15 protein-coding genes and 1 pseudogene are annotated in these 15,182 nt (G+C 72.6%); 7 read left to right on the forward strand and 9 right to left on the reverse strand.

Annotated features, from left to right (window positions below; all coding sequences use genetic code 11):
- A partial coding sequence (locus RIF68_RS08445) for a phosphatase PAP2 family protein (protein WP_309050518.1) occupies positions 1 to 639 on the forward strand: 639 nt, incomplete at its 5' end.
- On the opposite strand, the pseudogene RIF68_RS08450 reads toward RIF68_RS08445, so the two are convergent.
- The 8 genes and pseudogenes from RIF68_RS08450 to RIF68_RS08485 form a co-directional block, all read right to left on the reverse strand.
- Positions 605 to 880 (reverse strand): annotated as a pseudogene (locus tag RIF68_RS08450) (hypothetical protein); the annotation flags it as partial. The gene RIF68_RS08445 and the pseudogene RIF68_RS08450 sit on opposite strands and share 35 nt — an antisense overlap.
- Positions 871 to 1,395: a hypothetical protein gene (locus tag RIF68_RS08455; protein ID WP_309050519.1), complete on the reverse strand. Its 525-nt coding sequence runs from the start codon at positions 1,393 to 1,395 to the stop codon at positions 871 to 873. The gene RIF68_RS08455 and the pseudogene RIF68_RS08450, both read right to left, overlap by 10 nt.
- A gap of 123 nt (positions 1,396 to 1,518) precedes the next feature.
- Positions 1,519 to 2,937 (reverse strand): FAD-dependent oxidoreductase, encoded by a 1,419-nt coding sequence (locus RIF68_RS08460; protein ID WP_309050520.1) that lies wholly within the window; start codon positions 2,935 to 2,937, stop codon positions 1,519 to 1,521.
- A 36-nt stretch (positions 2,938 to 2,973) separates the two neighbouring features.
- Positions 2,974 to 3,771, reverse strand: a complete 798-nt coding sequence (locus RIF68_RS08465) for an ABC transporter permease (protein WP_309050521.1) — start codon at positions 3,769 to 3,771, stop codon at positions 2,974 to 2,976.
- Positions 3,771 to 4,697, reverse strand: coding sequence for an ABC transporter permease (locus RIF68_RS08470; protein ID WP_309050522.1), 927 nt, complete (start codon positions 4,695 to 4,697; stop codon positions 3,771 to 3,773). Before RIF68_RS08470 ends, RIF68_RS08465 begins: the two co-directional genes overlap by 1 nt.
- On the reverse strand, positions 4,694 to 5,842 hold the full coding sequence (locus RIF68_RS08475; RefSeq protein ID WP_309050523.1) for an ABC transporter ATP-binding protein: 1,149 nt from the start codon (positions 5,840 to 5,842) through the stop codon (positions 4,694 to 4,696). The genes RIF68_RS08470 and RIF68_RS08475 overlap by 4 nt, the downstream gene beginning before the upstream one ends.
- Before the next feature lie 43 nt (positions 5,843 to 5,885).
- Complete coding sequence (locus RIF68_RS08480; protein ID WP_309050524.1) at positions 5,886 to 7,133, reverse strand: spermidine/putrescine ABC transporter substrate-binding protein; 1,248 nt, start codon at positions 7,131 to 7,133, stop codon at positions 5,886 to 5,888.
- A gap of 48 nt (positions 7,134 to 7,181) precedes the next feature.
- Positions 7,182 to 8,696 (reverse strand): gamma-aminobutyraldehyde dehydrogenase, encoded by a 1,515-nt coding sequence (locus RIF68_RS08485; RefSeq protein ID WP_309050525.1) that lies wholly within the window; start codon positions 8,694 to 8,696, stop codon positions 7,182 to 7,184.
- A gap of 175 nt (positions 8,697 to 8,871) precedes the next feature.
- Between RIF68_RS08485 and RIF68_RS08490 the strand changes: the two genes are divergently transcribed.
- Positions 8,872 to 9,426, forward strand: coding sequence for an NADAR family protein (locus RIF68_RS08490; RefSeq protein WP_309050526.1), 555 nt, complete (start codon positions 8,872 to 8,874; stop codon positions 9,424 to 9,426).
- Positions 9,427 to 9,518: 92 nt separating this feature from the next.
- Here the strand turns inward: RIF68_RS08490 and RIF68_RS08495 are convergent, their stop codons facing one another.
- The gene (locus RIF68_RS08495) at positions 9,519 to 10,142 is read right to left on the reverse strand and encodes a DUF4190 domain-containing protein (protein ID WP_309050527.1); all 624 of its coding nucleotides are present in this window, start codon (positions 10,140 to 10,142) and stop codon (positions 9,519 to 9,521) included.
- A 75-nt stretch (positions 10,143 to 10,217) separates the two neighbouring features.
- Between RIF68_RS08495 and RIF68_RS08500 the strand changes: the two genes are divergently transcribed.
- The 5 genes from RIF68_RS08500 (at position 10,218) to RIF68_RS08520 (ending at position 15,137) form a co-directional block, all read left to right on the forward strand.
- A complete protein-coding gene (locus RIF68_RS08500) occupies positions 10,218 to 11,273 on the forward strand; it encodes an adenosine deaminase (RefSeq protein ID WP_309050528.1) in 1,056 nt (351 codons plus the stop codon).
- A gap of 18 nt (positions 11,274 to 11,291) precedes the next feature.
- A complete protein-coding gene (locus RIF68_RS08505) occupies positions 11,292 to 11,978 on the forward strand; it encodes a glycerophosphodiester phosphodiesterase (RefSeq protein ID WP_309050529.1) in 687 nt (228 codons plus the stop codon).
- Positions 11,979 to 11,980: 2 nt separating this feature from the next.
- Positions 11,981 to 13,153 (forward strand): histidine kinase, encoded by a 1,173-nt coding sequence (locus RIF68_RS08510; RefSeq protein WP_309050530.1) that lies wholly within the window; start codon positions 11,981 to 11,983, stop codon positions 13,151 to 13,153.
- Positions 13,150 to 13,851, forward strand: coding sequence for a response regulator transcription factor (locus tag RIF68_RS08515; RefSeq protein WP_309050531.1), 702 nt, complete (start codon positions 13,150 to 13,152; stop codon positions 13,849 to 13,851). The genes RIF68_RS08510 and RIF68_RS08515 overlap by 4 nt, the downstream gene beginning before the upstream one ends.
- A gap of 104 nt (positions 13,852 to 13,955) precedes the next feature.
- Positions 13,956 to 15,137, forward strand: a complete 1,182-nt coding sequence (locus tag RIF68_RS08520; RefSeq protein WP_309050532.1) for a serine hydrolase domain-containing protein — start codon at positions 13,956 to 13,958, stop codon at positions 15,135 to 15,137.
- The last annotated feature ends 45 nt before the right edge of the window (positions 15,138 to 15,182 follow it).

The following is a 15,182-nucleotide window of genomic DNA, read 5'->3' on the forward strand; positions in this document are numbered from 1 at the left end:
TCGGGCTGCCGCACGCCCCACACCCCCCGGGGCGGGCGGCAGCCCGATCCCCTCGGCCGCCCTGGAACCACCCCCCCAGTTCCAGGGCGGCCGGCTCTCTTCACGGCGCTCGTCGCCCTCGCCGTCGTGACCTGGCAGGTGCTCGTCCACGGCCCTCTGGCCAGGCTCGACGAGCGGGTTTCCCGCGCCGTGGTGGACACGGCCCCCCGGCGCCTGAGCGAACTCGCCTCCGATTTCGGCAATCTGACGGTCGCCCTGCCGGTCCTCCTCTGCGCGATGGCGTACGCGGTGTGGCGCGGCCGCCGGCACGCCGCCCTGTACGCGGGCCTGGCGATGGCCGCCGTACCGCTCCTGGTCGTTCCGCTGAAGGAGTGGACCGCCCGCCCCGGCCCGCTGGAGCCCTGGGCGCACGGCTATTACCCCTCGGGTCACACGGCGACGGCCGCGGTGGCCTACTTCGGCGCGGCCTTCCTCGTCTCGAACCGGCTGGTTCCCGTCGCCGCCGTCCTGACGGCGGTGACGGGAACCGGGCTGGTGCTGCGGGGCTACCACTGGCCGCTGGACGTGTTCGCCAGTCTCTGCCTCAGCCTGCTGGTGCTGGCGGTCAGTTCCAGCGGTACGCGTCGAAGTTCCGGCTGAACTCCCACTGGTCGTAGCGGTCCCAGTTGATCGACCAGGTCATCAGGCCGCGCGGGTCGGGCCAGGTGCCGTGGGTCCGGTCGGTGCCGCAGTCGGTCGCCTTCGTCAGGCAGTTGAGGGCCTTGTTCACCTCGGCAGGTACGCACCGGCGCGCGGGTCCTGGCCGCCCCAGGGGCCGGAGCCGTAGTACTGGTGGCCGAGCTGGACCAAGAAGGTCTCCGGGGTCCATCGTCAGGACGAAGAGGCGGGGCCGGGGCCGGCGGGCGGGACGCCGGGAGGGCCCTCCTCCGGGCGCCTGCGTGCGGCCAGTTCCGCCGCCGCCTCGTGCATGGCCCGCTCCAGGAGGGCCGGGTCGGTGAGGGTGCCCGTGCCGTCGGGCGGCACCAGCCAGCGCACGCCGCCGCTCGTCACCCGGCCCGGATGGGGCACGACGATCCAGGTGCCGGAGCCGGCGGCGCGGACGCCGGTGCCGAGCCAGCGGGCGGCGGTGCCCGGCGGGACGAAGAAGCCGGTGCGGGCGTCCCCGGGGTCGGTGAGGACCGGGCCGGGCCGGTCCACGAGCCGGGCGAGGACGTCGAGGGCGGGGCGGCCGAGCCCGCCCGGCAGGATCAGCACGTCCCAGCGCCGGCCCGCGGGCAGCAGCGCGACCCCGTGCGGGTTGCGTTCCCACTCCCACCGGCAGGCGTCGGGCTCGGGCGCCACCGAGGCCAGCCACTCCACCGCGCTCCGGATCCCCGGGGCCCCCGTACCTGTCATCGCAGCGTTCTCCTCTCCGTGCGGACACGGTGTCCGCACGGAGAGAGCGGGCCGGACGGCCGCCCTTACGCGACATCACCCACCCGTGTCATGTGACCTGAGTCACACAGCCTGCCCGGGGGGTCAGCTGTCGAAACCGAGGCCGAGACGGTCCATCGCCTTCAGCCACAGGTTGCGCCGGCCGCCGTTGGCGTCGGCGCGGGCGAGGGACCACTTGGTGAGGCCGATCCCGGCCCAGGCGATCGGTTCGGGCGGGAACGGCAGCGGCTTGGAGCGGACCATCGACAGCTCCGTCCGCTCGGTGCGCTCACCGGAGAGCAGGTCGAGCATCACCTCGGCGCCGAAGCGGGTGGCACCGACGCCGAGGCCGGTGAACCCGGCCGCGTACGCCACCCTGCCCTGGTGGGCGGTGCCGAAGAAGGCGGAGAAGCGCGAGCAGGTGTCGATGGCGCCGCCCCAGGCGTGGCTGAACCGGAGCCCCTCCAGCTGCGGGAAGCAGGTGAAGAAGTGCTGGGCCAGCTTGAGGTACGTCTCGGGGCGGTGGTCCATCTCGGCGGCCACCTTGCCGCCGAAGCGGTACACCGCGTCGTAACCGCCCCACAGGATGCGGTGGTCGGCGGTGATGCGGAAGTAGTGGAACTGGTTGGCGGAGTCGCCGAGGCCCTGCCGGTTCCGCCAGCCGACCGAGGCGAGCTGCTCGGGGCTGAGCGGTTCGGTCATGAGGGCGTAGTCGTAGACCGGAACGGTGTAGTGCCGCACCCGCTTGACCAGGGACGGGAAGACGTTGGTGCCGAGGGCGACCCGCCGGGCGGCGACCCGGCCGTACGGGGTGCGGACGGCCATGCCGCCGCCCGCGGGCACCAGGTCGAGCCCGGGGGTGTTCTCGAAGATCCGCACGCCCAGGCCGAGGCAGGCGCGCTTGAGGCCCCAGGCCAGCCTGGCCGGGTGGAGCATGGCGACGCCGCGCCGGTCCCAGAGGCCGGCGAGGAAGGTCGGGGAGTCGACCTCGGCCCGGACGGCGTCCCGGTCCAGGAGCTCCAGGCCGTCGGCGAGGCCGAGCCGGTCGGCCTCCTCGTACCACTGGTGGAGTTCCTCGGTCTGGTGCGGCTCGGTGGCGACGTCGATCTCGCCGGTGCGCTCGAAGTCGCAGTCCAGGGAGTAGCGGGCGACGGCCTCCTCGATGGCGTCGAGGTTGGCCTCGCCCATGCGCTCCAGCTTCGGCAGCTCGCCGGGCCAGCGGGCCAGTCCGTTGCCGAAGCCGTGGGTGAGGGAGGCGGCGCAGAAGCCGCCGTTGCGGCCCGAGGCGGCCCAGCCCACCTCGCGGCCCTCGATGAGCACGACGTCCCGGGAGGGGTCCCGCTCCTTGGCGAGGAGCGCGGTCCACAGTCCGCTGTAGCCGCCGCCGACGACGAGGAGGTCGCACTTCTCGGTGCCGGTGAGGGCGGGCAGGGCGCCGGGCTTGCCGGGGTCTTCCAGCCAGAAGGGGACGGGCTGGGCGTCGGAGAGAGATTGTGCAGCGAGACGCATGGCGACTGGGGCCATGGTTTCCAACTCCTTCGGTGCCTGACCGGCTGCCGGTCAGGCCGTTGCGGTCTTCTTGCGCCGGTTCGCGATGAGCTGGCCGGTCACGACGATCAGTACCGCCAGGACGAACATGGCGGTGCCGATGACGTTGATCTGAACGGGGGTTCCACGCTGTGCCGAGCCCCAGACGAACATGGGGAAGGTCACGGTGGACGGGCCCGCGTTGAAGTTGGTGATGATGAAGTCGTCGAACGAGAGCGCGAAGGCCAGGAGGCCGCCGGCGGCGATGCCGGGCGCGGCGATCGGCAGGGTGACACGCAGGAAGGTCTGCGCGGGCCCCGCGTAGAGGTCGCGCGCGGCTTCCTCCAGGCGCGGGTCCATGGACATGATCCGTGCCTTGACCGCCGTCACCACGAACGACAGGCAGAACATGATGTGGGCGATGAGGACGGTGAGGAAGCCGAGCTGGACACCCATGTTGAGGAAGAGGGTGAGGAGCGAGGCGGCCATGACGACCTCGGGCATCGCCATCGGCAGGAAGATCAGCGAGTTGATCGCGCCGCGGGCCCGGAAGCGGTAGCGGACGAGCGCGAAGGCGATCATCGTGCCGAGGAGGACCGCCCCGAGCGTGGCCCAGGCGGCCAGCTGGAGGGAGAGCGTCAGCGACCGGCACAGGTCGGCGACGCCGCACGGATCCTTCCAGGCGTCGGTGGAGAACCGCTGCCAGGAGTAGTTGAAGCGCCCGTTCGGCCGGTTGAACGAGAAGACCATGACCACGGCGTTCGGCAGGATCATGTACGCGAGCGTCAGCAGGCCGGCGATGACGACGAGGTTCTTGCGGAGCCAGCGCATCAGACCAGGTCCTCCGTTCCCGCCTTGCGGATGTAGACGGTGACCATGAACAGCACGATCGCCATGAGGATGAAGGACAGGGCGGCGGCGGTCGGGTAGTCGAGGACGCGGAGGAACTGCGACTGGATGACGTTGCCGACCATCTTGGTGTCGGTGGAGCCGAGCAGCTCGGCGTTGACGTAGTCGCCGCTCGCCGGGATGAAGGTGAGCAGGGTGCCGGAGACCACGCCGGGCATCGACAGCGGGAAGGTCACCTTGCGGAAGGTCGTCGCCGGGGAGGCGTACAGGTCCTGCGCCGCCTCGTGCAGCCGGGTGTCGATCCGCTCCAGGGAGGTGTAGAGGGGCAGGATCATGAACGGCAGGAAGTTGTACGTGAGGCCGCAGACGACCGCCATCGGGGTGGCGAGGACGCGGTCGCCCTCGGTCCAGCCGAGCCAGCTCGTCACGTCGAGGACGTGCAGGGCGCCCAGCGCGTCCACCACGAGGCTGTCGTCGGCCAGGATCGTCTTCCAGGCCAGCGTCCGGATGAGGAAGCTGGTGAAGAAGGGCGCGATGACGAGGACGAGGAGCAGGTTGCGCCAGCGGCCGGCCTTGAAGGCGATGAGGTACGCGAGCGGGTAGCCGAGCAGCAGGCAGAGCAGGGTCGCGGTCCCGGCGTACAGCAGGGAGCGGACGAACTGCGGCCAGTACTCCTGGAAGGCGTCCCAGTAGGTCCGGAAGTGCCAGGTGACCTGGAAGCCCTGCTCCAGGGAGCCGGTCTGCACGGAGGTCGAGGCCTGGTAGACCATCGGCAGCGCGAAGAAGACGAGCAGCCAGACGATGCCGGGCAGCAGCAGCCAGTAGGGGACGAGGCGTCTGCGGGTGGCGGGCCTGCGCGGCACGGGCCCGTCCACCGGCGGCGCCTCGGTCGTCGGCGTGGCGCTCACAGCGAGTCCTCCACCGTCTCCACACCGGCGTCGATGTCCTGGTCGGCGTCGAGGCCGAAGGTGTGGGCGGGGTTCCAGTGCAGGACGACCTCGGTGCCGGGGAGGAGTCCGGCGCGCCGCTCGACGTTCTGTTCGTACACCTGGAGCTCGGCGCCGGCCGGCGAGTTCACCACGTACTGGGTGGAGACACCGATGAACGAGGAGTCGGCGATCCGTCCGGTGACCCGGTTGCGGTCCGCACCGATCTCCCCCGCGTCGTCGGCGTGCGCGAGCGAGATCTTCTCGGGGCGGACGCCGACGAGGAGCTTGCCGCCCTTGCGGACGGCGGAGGGACAGCGGTCGGCGGGCACCCGCAGCCGCCCGCCGCCGGCCGTGACGAGCACGTCGGCGCCGGTGTCCAGGACGTCGGCCTCGATGAGGTTGGAGGTGCCGAGGAAGTTGGCGACGAAGGTGGTGCGCGGGTTCTCGTACAGGTCGGCGGGGGCGCCGAGCTGCTCGACCCGGCCGCCGTTCATCACCGCGACCTGGTCGGCCATGGTCATGGCCTCCTCCTGGTCGTGGGTGACGTGCACGAAGGTGATGCCGACCTCGGTCTGGATGCGCTTGAGCTCCAGCTGCATCTGGCGGCGCAGCTTGAGGTCGAGGGCTCCGAGCGGCTCGTCGAGGAGGAGCACCTGCGGGTGGTTGATGAGGGCGCGGGCCACGGCGACGCGCTGCTGCTGGCCGCCGGAGAGCTGGTGCGGCTTGTGCGTGGCCTTGTCGCCGAGCTGGACGAGTTCCAGCATGTCGTCGACCTGCTTCTTCACCGACTTGATGCCGCGCCGGCGCAGACCGAAGGCGATGTTCTCGGAGATGTCCATGTGCGGGAAGAGCGCGTAGGACTGGAAGACGGTGTTGACCGGCCGCTTGTAGGGCGGCAGGTCGGTGACGTCCGTGTCACCGAGGAAGACGCTGCCGGTGCTGGGGTCCTCCAGGCCGGCGATCATGCGCAGGGTGGTGGTCTTGCCGCAGCCGGAGGCGCCGAGGAGGGCGAAGAAGGAGCCCTGGGGGACGGTCAGGTCGAGCGGGTGGACGGCGGTGAAGGAGCCGTAGGTCTTGCTGATGCCGGTGAGACGGACGTCGCCGCCGGTGGTGGTGTCGGTCATGGGTGGTGGTCCCGGTCGGTGAGAGGGGTGGACGACGACTGCCTCAGGCGCCGATGAGCTTGGCGAACTTCTCCTCGTACGCGGTCTCCTCGGCGCTGCTGAGCGAGCGGAAGGCGCGGGACTTCCTGGCCATGGCCTTGTCGGGGAGGATCAGCGGGTTGTCCGCCAGTGCGGGGTCGATCTTGGCGAGTTCGTCCTTCACCCCGTCGACGGGGCAGACGTAGTTGATGTAGGCGGCGAGCTGGGCGGCGACGGGCAGCTCGTAGTAGTGGTCGATGAGCTTCTCGGCGTTGGTCTTGTGGCGGGCCTGCGCGGGGACGAGCAGGTTGTCGCTGGAGGTGATGTAACCGGCCGCGGGGATGGCGAACTTGATGTCGGGGTTGTCCGCCTGGAGCTGGATGACGTCACCGGCCCAGGCCAGACAGGCCGCGAGGTCGCCCTTGTCGAGGTCGGAGGTGTAGTCGTTGCCGGTGAAGCGGCGGATCTGCTTCTTGTCGACGGCCTTCTGGAGGCGGCCGACGGCCGCGTCGAAGTCGGCGTCGGTGAAGCTGCCGGGGTCCTTGCCCATGTCGATGAGGGTCATGCCGACGGAGTCGCGCATCTCGGTGAGGAAGCCGACGCGGCCCTTGAGGGAGGGGTCGTCGAGGAGCTGGCTGACCGAGTAGACCTTCTTCCCGCCGGTCGCCTTGGCGTTGTAGGCGATGACGGTGGAGATGCCGGTCCACGGGTACGAGTAGGCGCGGCCCGGGTCCCAGTCGGGGCTGCGGAACTGGGCCGACAGGTTGGCGTAGGCGTGGGGGAGGTTCGAGGGGTCGAGCTTCTGGGCCCAGCCGAGCCGGATGATGCGGGCGGCCAGCCAGTCGGTGACGCAGATCAGGTCGCGGCCGGTGTCCTGGCCGGCCGCGAGCTGCGGCTTGATCTTGCCGAAGAACTCGACGTTGTCGTTGATGTCCTCGGTGTACTTGACCTTGATCCCGGTGCGCTGCGTGAACGCGTCCAGGGTGGGGCGGGCCTTCTCGTCCTCGCTCACGTCCATGTACTCGGTCCAGTTGGAGAAGGCGAGGGTCTTCTCCTTGGCCGAGAAGTCGGTGGAGGCGGGACCCTGGCCCTCGCGCTTGGCCGGCGGGATGCCGCAGGCGGCGAGGGTCGTGAGGCCGCCGGCGGTGAGCGCGCCGACACCGCCCGCGCGCAGCAGCGAACGGCGGCTGAGGGCGCCCCGGCCGTTCGTGAGGCTGCGCCGTATCGCCGCGCGCTGCGCGGCGGACAGGCTGTCGGGCTCGTACTGCTCCATGCGCTGTGCCCTTTCGGGATGGTTCGCCGCTGGTCGGGCGGCGGGCTGCTATCGGTCCCCGAAGATCGTGCGGTGCCAGTCCTTGGCGGCCACCGCCGTGTTGTCGTACATCACGTGCTTGACCTGCGTGTACTCCTCGAAGGAGTACACCGACATGTCCTTTCCGAAGCCCGAGGCCCGGTATCCGCCGTGGGGCATCTCGCTGATGATCGGGATGTGGTCGTTGACCCAGACGCAGCCGGCCTTGATCTCGCGGGTGGCCCGGCCCGCCCGGTAGACGTCGCGGCTCCAGGCGGAGGCGGCGAGGCCGTAGGGGGTGTCGTTGGCGAGCCGGATGCCCTCGTCGTCGCTGTCGAAGGGCAGGGCCACCAGGACCGGACCGAAGATCTCCGAGCGGACGACCTCGCTGTCCTGCGCGGCGCCGGTGATCAGGGTCGGTCGATAGTACGCACCGTCCTTGAGGTCTCCGCCGGGAGCCTCGCCGCCGGTGACGACGGTGGCGTAGCCGCGGGCGCGCTCGACGAAACCGGCGACCCGGTCGCGCTGGGCGTGGCTGATGAGCGGGCCGAGGTCGGTGGCGGGGTCGAAGGGGTCGCCGAGACGGACGGTCTCCATGAGTGCGGCGACGCGGGCGACGAAGGCGTCGAAGAGGGGCCGCTGGACGTAGGCGCGGGTGGCGGCGGTGCAGTCCTGGCCGGTGTTGATGAGGGAGGCGGCGACGGCGCCGTGGGCCGCGGCCTCCAGGTCGGCGTCGTCGAAGACGACGAAGGGGGCCTTGCCGCCGAGTTCGAGGTGGAGGCGCTTGACGGTGGCGGTGGCGATCTCGGCGACCCGCTTGCCGACGGCGGTGGAGCCGGTGAAGGAGGTCATGGCGACGGACGGGTGGCCGACGAGGTGTTCGCCGGCGGTGCGGCCGGCGCCGGTGACGATGTTGACGACGCCGTCGGGGAGGCCGGCGGCGGTGGCCGCCTCGGCGAACATGAGGGAGGTGAGCGGGGTGAGCTCGGCCGGCTTGAGGACGACGGTGTTGCCGGCGGCGACGGCCGGGAGGATCTTCCAGGCGGCCATCTGGAGGGGGTAGTTCCAGGGGGCGATGGAGCCGATGACGCCGATGGGCTCGCGCCGTACGTAGGAGGTGTGGTCGCCGCTGTACTCGCCGGCGGACTGGCCCTGGAGGTGGCGGGCGGCCCCGGCGAAGAAGGCGGTGTTGTCGACGGTGCCGGGCACGTCGAACTCGGTGGTGAGCTTGAGGGGCTTGCCGCACTGGAGGGATTCCACGCGGGCGAAGTCATCGGCCCGTTCGGCGAGGACGCCGGCGAGCCGGTGGAGGGCCTCCGCGCGCTCGGCGGGGGTGGCGCCCGCCCAGGCGGGGAGGGCCGCCTCGGCGGCGGCGACGGCGGCGTCCACGTCGGCGGTCGAGGCGAGCGCGTAGGTGAGGACGCTCTCCCCCGTCGCCGGATCGATCACGTGGTGGTCCTGGCCCGAGGTCCCGTGGCGCGGTCGCCCGCCGATGTACTGCGCGCCGTCCGCGAAGCGGTCCGTCACCTGGAAGCGGTTGCCCATGACGCTCTCCGTTGTTCCAGCTCGAATTGAGTGCCGATCCTGACAGAGGCTTGTCGGCCCAACAAGTGATTCCGTTGTTGCCTTTTGGTTACGCGACGGAATCGGTCGACCATGTGTCGAGGCCTCCGGAAAATCTCCGTACGGAGTGTCCGTGGCGCCTGCCAGACTCGCGTGCATGACCATGATCGAGGAGCTGACACAGCAGGTCAGCGGGGGTGAACGGGTGAAGTGGCTGCATTTCTGGGGCCACCGTCCGCACCCGGACGGGCGGCTCTCGGCGAGCTGTCTGAGCCAGTGGTGGCCGGCGCCGTTCACCGTGGACGGGGTGGAGTACGCGACCGCCGAACACTGGATGATGGCCGCCAAGGCCCGTCTCTTCGGCGACGCCGCGGCCGAGCGGGCCGTGCTGGCCGCCGCCACCCCGGCGGAGGCGAAGAACGCGGGCCGGCTGGTGCGGGACTTCGACGAGGCGGTGTGGGAGCGGGAGCGCTTCGGGACCGTCGTCGCGGGCAGCGTCCACAAGTTCTCCTCGGACGAGGCCCTGCGCGGTTTCCTTCTCTCCACCGGCACCCGCGTCCTGGTGGAGGCCAGCCCGCTGGACCGGATCTGGGGCATCGGGCTCGCCGCCGACGACCCGCGCGCCCACGACCCGGCCCGCTGGCGCGGCCTCAACCTGCTGGGCTTCGCCCTGATGGAGGCCCGCGACCGGCTGCGCGCGGCGGCCGGGTGACACCGGCCCCCCGCGCGCGGCCTGCCGGAAACCCCTCCCGCGGGGCGGCCCGCCAGGGCCGGTCCCGCCGCATGGCCGTCAGGCCGGTGGTCCTACCGGGTGGCCGTCAGGCTGGTGGCGAACGGGTTCTCGCTGTCACCGGACGACGAGGGGTCCTGGGTGAGCGACCAGATGAGGAAGCCCAGGAAGGCCCCGCTGATCACGATGCCGATCGAGCCGAGGATGACACCGGCGAGCGCCATGCCGCGGTTCGTGGCCTCGCCCCGGTTGGCCTTCTTCATGCCGATGACGCCGAAGACGAGGGCCATGACGCCGAGGACGACGCCGAGGCCCCAGAAGCAGAAGCCGGCCACGGCGATGATGCCGAGGATCATGGCCGTGATGCCCATGCCGTTGGAGGGCGTGGTGCCCCAGCCCGGCTGCGTCCCGTACCCGTAGGCGGGCGGGTAGCCGTACGACGGCCCGGGCGGCGCGGCGGGAGCCGGGGCCGGGTAGCCGTAGGCGCCGGGGGTGGCCGCCGGGCCGCCGGGGGCGACCGGAGGCGGCGGGACGTCGGCGGCGGGTCCGCCCGCGGACGGCATGGACGTGACGGTCGGCTGGTCGTGGACCGGGGACGTGGCCGAGCCCTTGCTCAGTTCCACCCCGTCGCGGTTCGGCGGAGCCCACGGGTCCGCCGGGTCGAAGCCGCCCGGCTGCTGGTGTCGGTTGTCAGACATGGGCCTCCCCCATCGTGGTCACGTCATGCTACGGCCTCCCCCGTACGGGGGAACCGACCGGCCTACGATGACCTGATGACCGATCTGCGCCCCGGCCTCAGCCCGGATCTCCACCCCTTCATCGCCGGCCTGCCCAAGGCCGAACTGCACGTCCACCACGTCGGCTCCGCCTCCCCCCGGATCGTCGCCGAGCTCGCCGCCCGGCACCCGGACTCCAAGGTCCCCACCGACCCGGAGGCGCTGGCCGACTACTTCACCTTCACGGACTTCGCCCACTTCATCGAGGTCTACCTCTCGGTCGTGGACCTGGTCCGCACGCCGGAGGACGTGCGGCTGCTGACCTTCGAGGTGGCCCGGGACATGGCCCGGCAGAACATCCGGTACGCCGAACTGACCGTCACCCCCTACTCCTCCACCCGGCGCGGCATCGACGAGCGGGCCTTCATGGAGGCGATCGAGGACGCCCGCAAGGCGGCCGAGGCCGAGTTCGGCACGGTCCTGCGCTGGTGCTTCGACATCCCCGGCGAGGCCGGCCTGGAGGCCGCCGAGGAGACCGCGAGGCTCGCCACCACGGACGGCATCCGCCCGGAGGGCCTGGTCTCCTTCGGCCTGGGGGGTCCCGAGATCGGTGTGCCGCGCCCCCAGTTCAAGCCGTACTTCGACCGGGCCCGGGCGGCCGGCCTGCGCTCCGTCCCGCACGCGGGTGAGACGACCGGCCCCGAGACGGTCTGGGACGCGCTGCGCGAACTCGGCGCCGAACGCGTCGGCCACGGCACCAGTTCGGTCGAGGACCCGGCACTCCTGGCCCACCTGGCCGAGCACCGGATCGCCCTGGAGGTCTGCCCGACCTCCAACATCGCCACCCGGGCCGTCGCCACCCTGGACGAGCACCCGATCCGGGCCATGGTCGACGCCGGGGTACTGGTGACGGTCAACAGCGACGACCCGCCGATGTTCGGCACCGACCTCAACAGCGAGTACGCGGTCGCCGCCCGGCTCCTCGGCCTGGACGAGCGCGGTGTCGCCGCCCTGGCCAGGAACGCCGTGGAGGCCTCCTTCCTCGACCCGGCCGGCAAGGCCCGGCTCGCCGCCGAGATCGACGCCTACACCGAGGCCTGGCTCGCCCGCTGAGGCACCGACAATGGGCTCATGCGCCCTGTCACTGTCGTAGGTCATCGCGGCGACCCGTACCGCGTCCGTGAGAACACGCTCCCCTCGATCGCCTCCGCGATCGAGCGGGGCGCGGACGCCGTCGAGGTCGACGTCCGGCTCACCGCGGACGGGGTGCCCGTCCTCCTCCACGACGACACGCTGAAGCGGCTGTGGCGGCACGAACTGCCGCTCGCCGCCCTCCCGTACGCGCGGCTGCGCGAACTGACGAACGGCGGGGTGCCGACCCTCCGCGAGGCGCTGGTGGTGGCGGGGTCGCACCGGCTGATGCTGGATCTGCCCGGCGGTGACGAGCGGTCGGTCCGCACGGTCGTCGGCACGGTCCGCGAGTGCGGGGCCGCCGAGCGCGTCTACTACTGCGCGGGGGCGGTCGCCATGCTCCAGGTGCGGGCGGCCGACCCGGACGCCGAAATCGCCCTCACCTGGACCTCGCTCGCCCCGCCCCGGCCGGTGCTGCTCGACGCGGTCCGCCCGAAGTGGCTCAACTACCGTTTCGGGCTGATCAGCCGGCCGCTGACCGACCGGATCCACCGGGACGGCCTGCTCGTCTCGGCGTGGACGGCCGACACCCGGCGCACCATGCGCCGGCTGATCGCCGCCGGGGCCGACTCCCTCACCACCAACCGGGTCGACGCGCTCGCCGCCGTCCTGCGCGAGGGCCGGTAGGCGTGGGGACACGGGGGGAGGTCCGCGACCGGTGGGCGCGGGCGCGGACCTGGGGCGCCGCCAATCCGTGGGCGGTGGACGCCGGGCTCGCGCTGCTCGTGCAGGCCGCGATGACGATGCCGTTCGTGGTGCCGCGCCCCGCGCACCTGGAGCCGGCGACGTGGAGCGCGTACGGCCTGATGACGCTCACCGTGCTGCCGCTGGTGGCCCGCCGGCGGGCGCCGATGGCGGTGCTGTGCGCGGTGCTGGCGACGAGCGCCCTGTACACGCTGGCCGTGGACGGTCCTGGGCAGCCCCTGCCGTACACCGGGCTCGTCGCCGTGTACACGATCGCCGCGCTCTCGGTGGTCTGGAAGCGCCTGGTGACCGCCGCGGTCCTGGTGGTGGCGGTGCCGGTATCGGTATGGCTGAACACCCGGTCGGCGCGTGAACTGACCTTCTCCCTCTTCGTGTTCGGTGCCGCCTACGTCCTCGGCCGGCTCACCGCCGCCCGGCAGCGCGCCCAGGTGGTCGAGGCCGAGCGGGCCGCCGCGCGGGAACGGGCCCGGATCGCCCGGGAGATGCACGACGTCCTCTCGCACGCGGTGAGCCTGATGGTCGTCCAGGCGGAGGCCGGACCGGTCGCGGTACGGGCGGCGCCGGAGCGGGCCGAGGCCGCGTTCGAGGCGATCTCCGAGACGGGCCGGGAGGCGATGGTCCAGCTGCGGCGGATGCTGGGCGTGCTGCGGGAGGCCCCCGGCGCGGGCGGGCCGCCGCGCGCTCCGCAGCCGGACCTCGGCGAGCTGCCCGCCCTGCTCGACCGGGTTCGGGCCGGCGGCCTCGGCGTCGTGTACGAGACCTCCGGCGGGGTGCGGGCGCTGCCCTCCTCGGTCGGTTCCACGGTCTACCGGATCGTGCAGGAGGCCCTGACCAACGTGGTCCGGCACGCCGGGGCCCGTACCGCGAGCGTCCGCCTCGACCACGCGGACGGCCGGCTGACGGTGCTCGTCCGGGACGACGGGCACGGGCCCCGCGTCCCCGCCGCCGCGCCGGTCACCGGTCACGGCCTGGTCGGCATCCGGGAGCGGGCCGCCGCGCACGGCGGGAGCGTGTCGGCGGGCCCGGGGCCGGACGGGCGCGGGTTCGAGGTGCGGGTGCTGCTGCCCGTACCCTCCACGGCGGAGGTGGGGTCGTGACGATCCGTGTGGTGGTGGCCGACGACCAGGAGCTGGTGCGCGGCGGCTTCGCGATGATCCTGGAGGCGCAGCCGGACATCGAGGTGGTGGCGGAGGCCGGCGACGGCGCGGCGGCGCTCGCGGCGGTGCGGGCGCACGCGCCCGACGTGGCGCTGCTCGACATCCGGATGCCGCGCGTGGACGGCATCGAGGCCTGCCGGGCGATCGCCGCGGAGTCCGCCTGCCGGACGGTGATGCTGACGACCTTCGACACGGACGCGTACGTGTACGAGGCGCTGCACGCGGGCGCGAGCGGCTTCCTCCTGAAGGACGTGCGGCGCGACGACCTGGTGCACGCGGTCCGGGTGGTGGCGGCGGGCGACTCGCTGCTCGCGCCGTCCGTGGCGCGGCGGCTCGTGGTGCAGTACACGTCCGGCGGGCCGCGCCGGACGGAACCGGACCCGCGGCTCGGCGCCCTGACGGGGCGGGAGCGGGAGACGCTGCTGCTCCTCGCGCGCGGTCTGTCGAACGCGGAGATCGCGGCGGAACTGGTGGTGAGCGAGCACACCGTGAAGACGCACGTGGGCAACGTGCTGGCCAAGCTGGGTCTGCGGGACCGGGTGCAGGCGGTCATCTGCGCCTACGAGACGGGTCTGGTCGCGGCGGGTGCTCCCCCGGCCGGGGGAGACGCGGGGGTGGTTCCTCCCCCGTGGGGTTGAGGAACCGGTGCGGCAAGGCCGCCGGTGCGGGCGATCCGCGCGGCGGCGCCGGTCAGCAGGATGGGAGCCGTCCGCAACGACGTTTCTCCACACGGGAGTTCAGCATGGGAAAGACCACCCGCACCCTGCTCGCCGCCGCCCTGCTCCTGGGCGCCGGGGCGCCCTCCGCCGTCGCGGCGGACCCGGCGTGGGCGGCGCCGGGCTCCGGCGTGCCGGCCGTCGCCGCCTCCCCGGCGGCGGGCCCGGACCTGAGCGCGGTGATCGCGGGCCTGCCGCGCGCCGACGCCACGGCCGCGCTCGTCCGGGTCGGCGGCACCGAGGGCTCGTGGCGGGGCGGGGCGGGCGTGCGCGATCTGGAGTCGATGAGCCCGTCGGTCGCGGACGGGCGGTTCCGGATCGGTTCGGTGACGAAGGTCTTCACCGCGGCGACCGTCCTCCGGCTCGCCGAGGAGGGCCGCGTCGATCTCGACCGGACGGCCCGCTCGTACCTGCCGGAGCTGATCCCCGGCCGCCACGCCACGGTGACGGTGCGTCAGCTGCTCGACCACACCCATGGCATCCCGGCCGCCGCCCTCCCCCGCAGGACCGTCGAGGAGGCGTACGCGCACCGCTTCGACCGCTACACGGCCGAGGAGCTGGTCCGCTCGGCGACGGCGCAGCCGCGCGAGTTCCGGCCGGGCACCCGGCAGCACTACCTCAACATCGGCTACACGATCGCCGGCCTGATCGTGGAGCGGGTCACCGGCACCTCCTACGAGCGTCAGCTGGAGCTCCTGGTGCTCCGCCCCCTCGGCCTGCGCGACACCTACGCGCCCGGCGCCTCGCCGCTGATCGCGGGGCCGTACAACCACGGCTACCAGACGATGCGGCTCGACGACGGTACGACGGGGCTGCGCGACGTGTCGGTGTGGGGTGCGACGGACGCGTGGGCGGCGGGCGACCTCGTCTCGACCACCGCCGACCTGGAGCGTTTCACCCGGGCCCTGTTCGCGGGCCGGGTGGTGCGCGGCCCGCTCCTGGAGGAGATGTTCACGCTGCCGAAGGTGCGGGACGCGAAGTCGGGCGACCCGGCCGCCTACTCCGTGGGCCTCTCGATGAAGCGGCTGGGCGGGCGCGAGGTGTGGGGCAAGACGGGGGGCCGCTGGGGGTTCAACGCGGCCGTCGCCTCGACCCGCGACGGCGCCCGCACCCTGGTGTACGCCGTGAACTCCACGGACGCCAAGGGCGAGGACATGAACCCGACGGCCCTGGGCCTGATGGTCGCCGCCTACGGCCTGCCGGAGTAGCGCGGGGCCCCGGGCCGCCGACGGCCCGGTCCGGGGTGCGGGCCG

It is taken from the genome of Streptomyces sp., from assembly GCF_031178505.1.
Classification (GTDB): Bacteria; Actinomycetota; Actinomycetes; order Streptomycetales; family Streptomycetaceae; genus Streptomyces; species Streptomyces gulbargensis.

Coding starts and splice junctions, on each gene's coding strand:
- RIF68_RS08455 (WP_309050519.1), bottom strand. CDS start 1,395: ATGACAGGTACGGGGGCCCCGGGGATCCGGAGCGCGGTGGAGTGGCTG.
- RIF68_RS08460 (WP_309050520.1), bottom strand. CDS start 2,937: ATGGCCCCAGTCGCCATGCGTCTCGCTGCACAATCTCTCTCCGACGCC.
- RIF68_RS08465 (WP_309050521.1), bottom strand. CDS start 3,771: ATGCGCTGGCTCCGCAAGAACCTCGTCGTCATCGCCGGCCTGCTGACG.
- RIF68_RS08475 (WP_309050523.1), bottom strand. CDS start 5,842: ATGACCGACACCACCACCGGCGGCGACGTCCGTCTCACCGGCATCAGC.
- RIF68_RS08480 (WP_309050524.1), bottom strand. CDS start 7,133: ATGGAGCAGTACGAGCCCGACAGCCTGTCCGCCGCGCAGCGCGCGGCG.
- RIF68_RS08485 (WP_309050525.1), bottom strand. CDS start 8,696: ATGGGCAACCGCTTCCAGGTGACGGACCGCTTCGCGGACGGCGCGCAG.
- RIF68_RS08490 (WP_309050526.1), top strand. CDS start 8,872: ATGACCATGATCGAGGAGCTGACACAGCAGGTCAGCGGGGGTGAACGG.
- RIF68_RS08495 (WP_309050527.1), bottom strand. CDS start 10,142: ATGTCTGACAACCGACACCAGCAGCCGGGCGGCTTCGACCCGGCGGAC.
- RIF68_RS08500 (WP_309050528.1), top strand. CDS start 10,218: ATGACCGATCTGCGCCCCGGCCTCAGCCCGGATCTCCACCCCTTCATC.
- RIF68_RS08505 (WP_309050529.1), top strand. CDS start 11,292: ATGCGCCCTGTCACTGTCGTAGGTCATCGCGGCGACCCGTACCGCGTC.
- RIF68_RS08520 (WP_309050532.1), top strand. CDS start 13,956: ATGGGAAAGACCACCCGCACCCTGCTCGCCGCCGCCCTGCTCCTGGGC.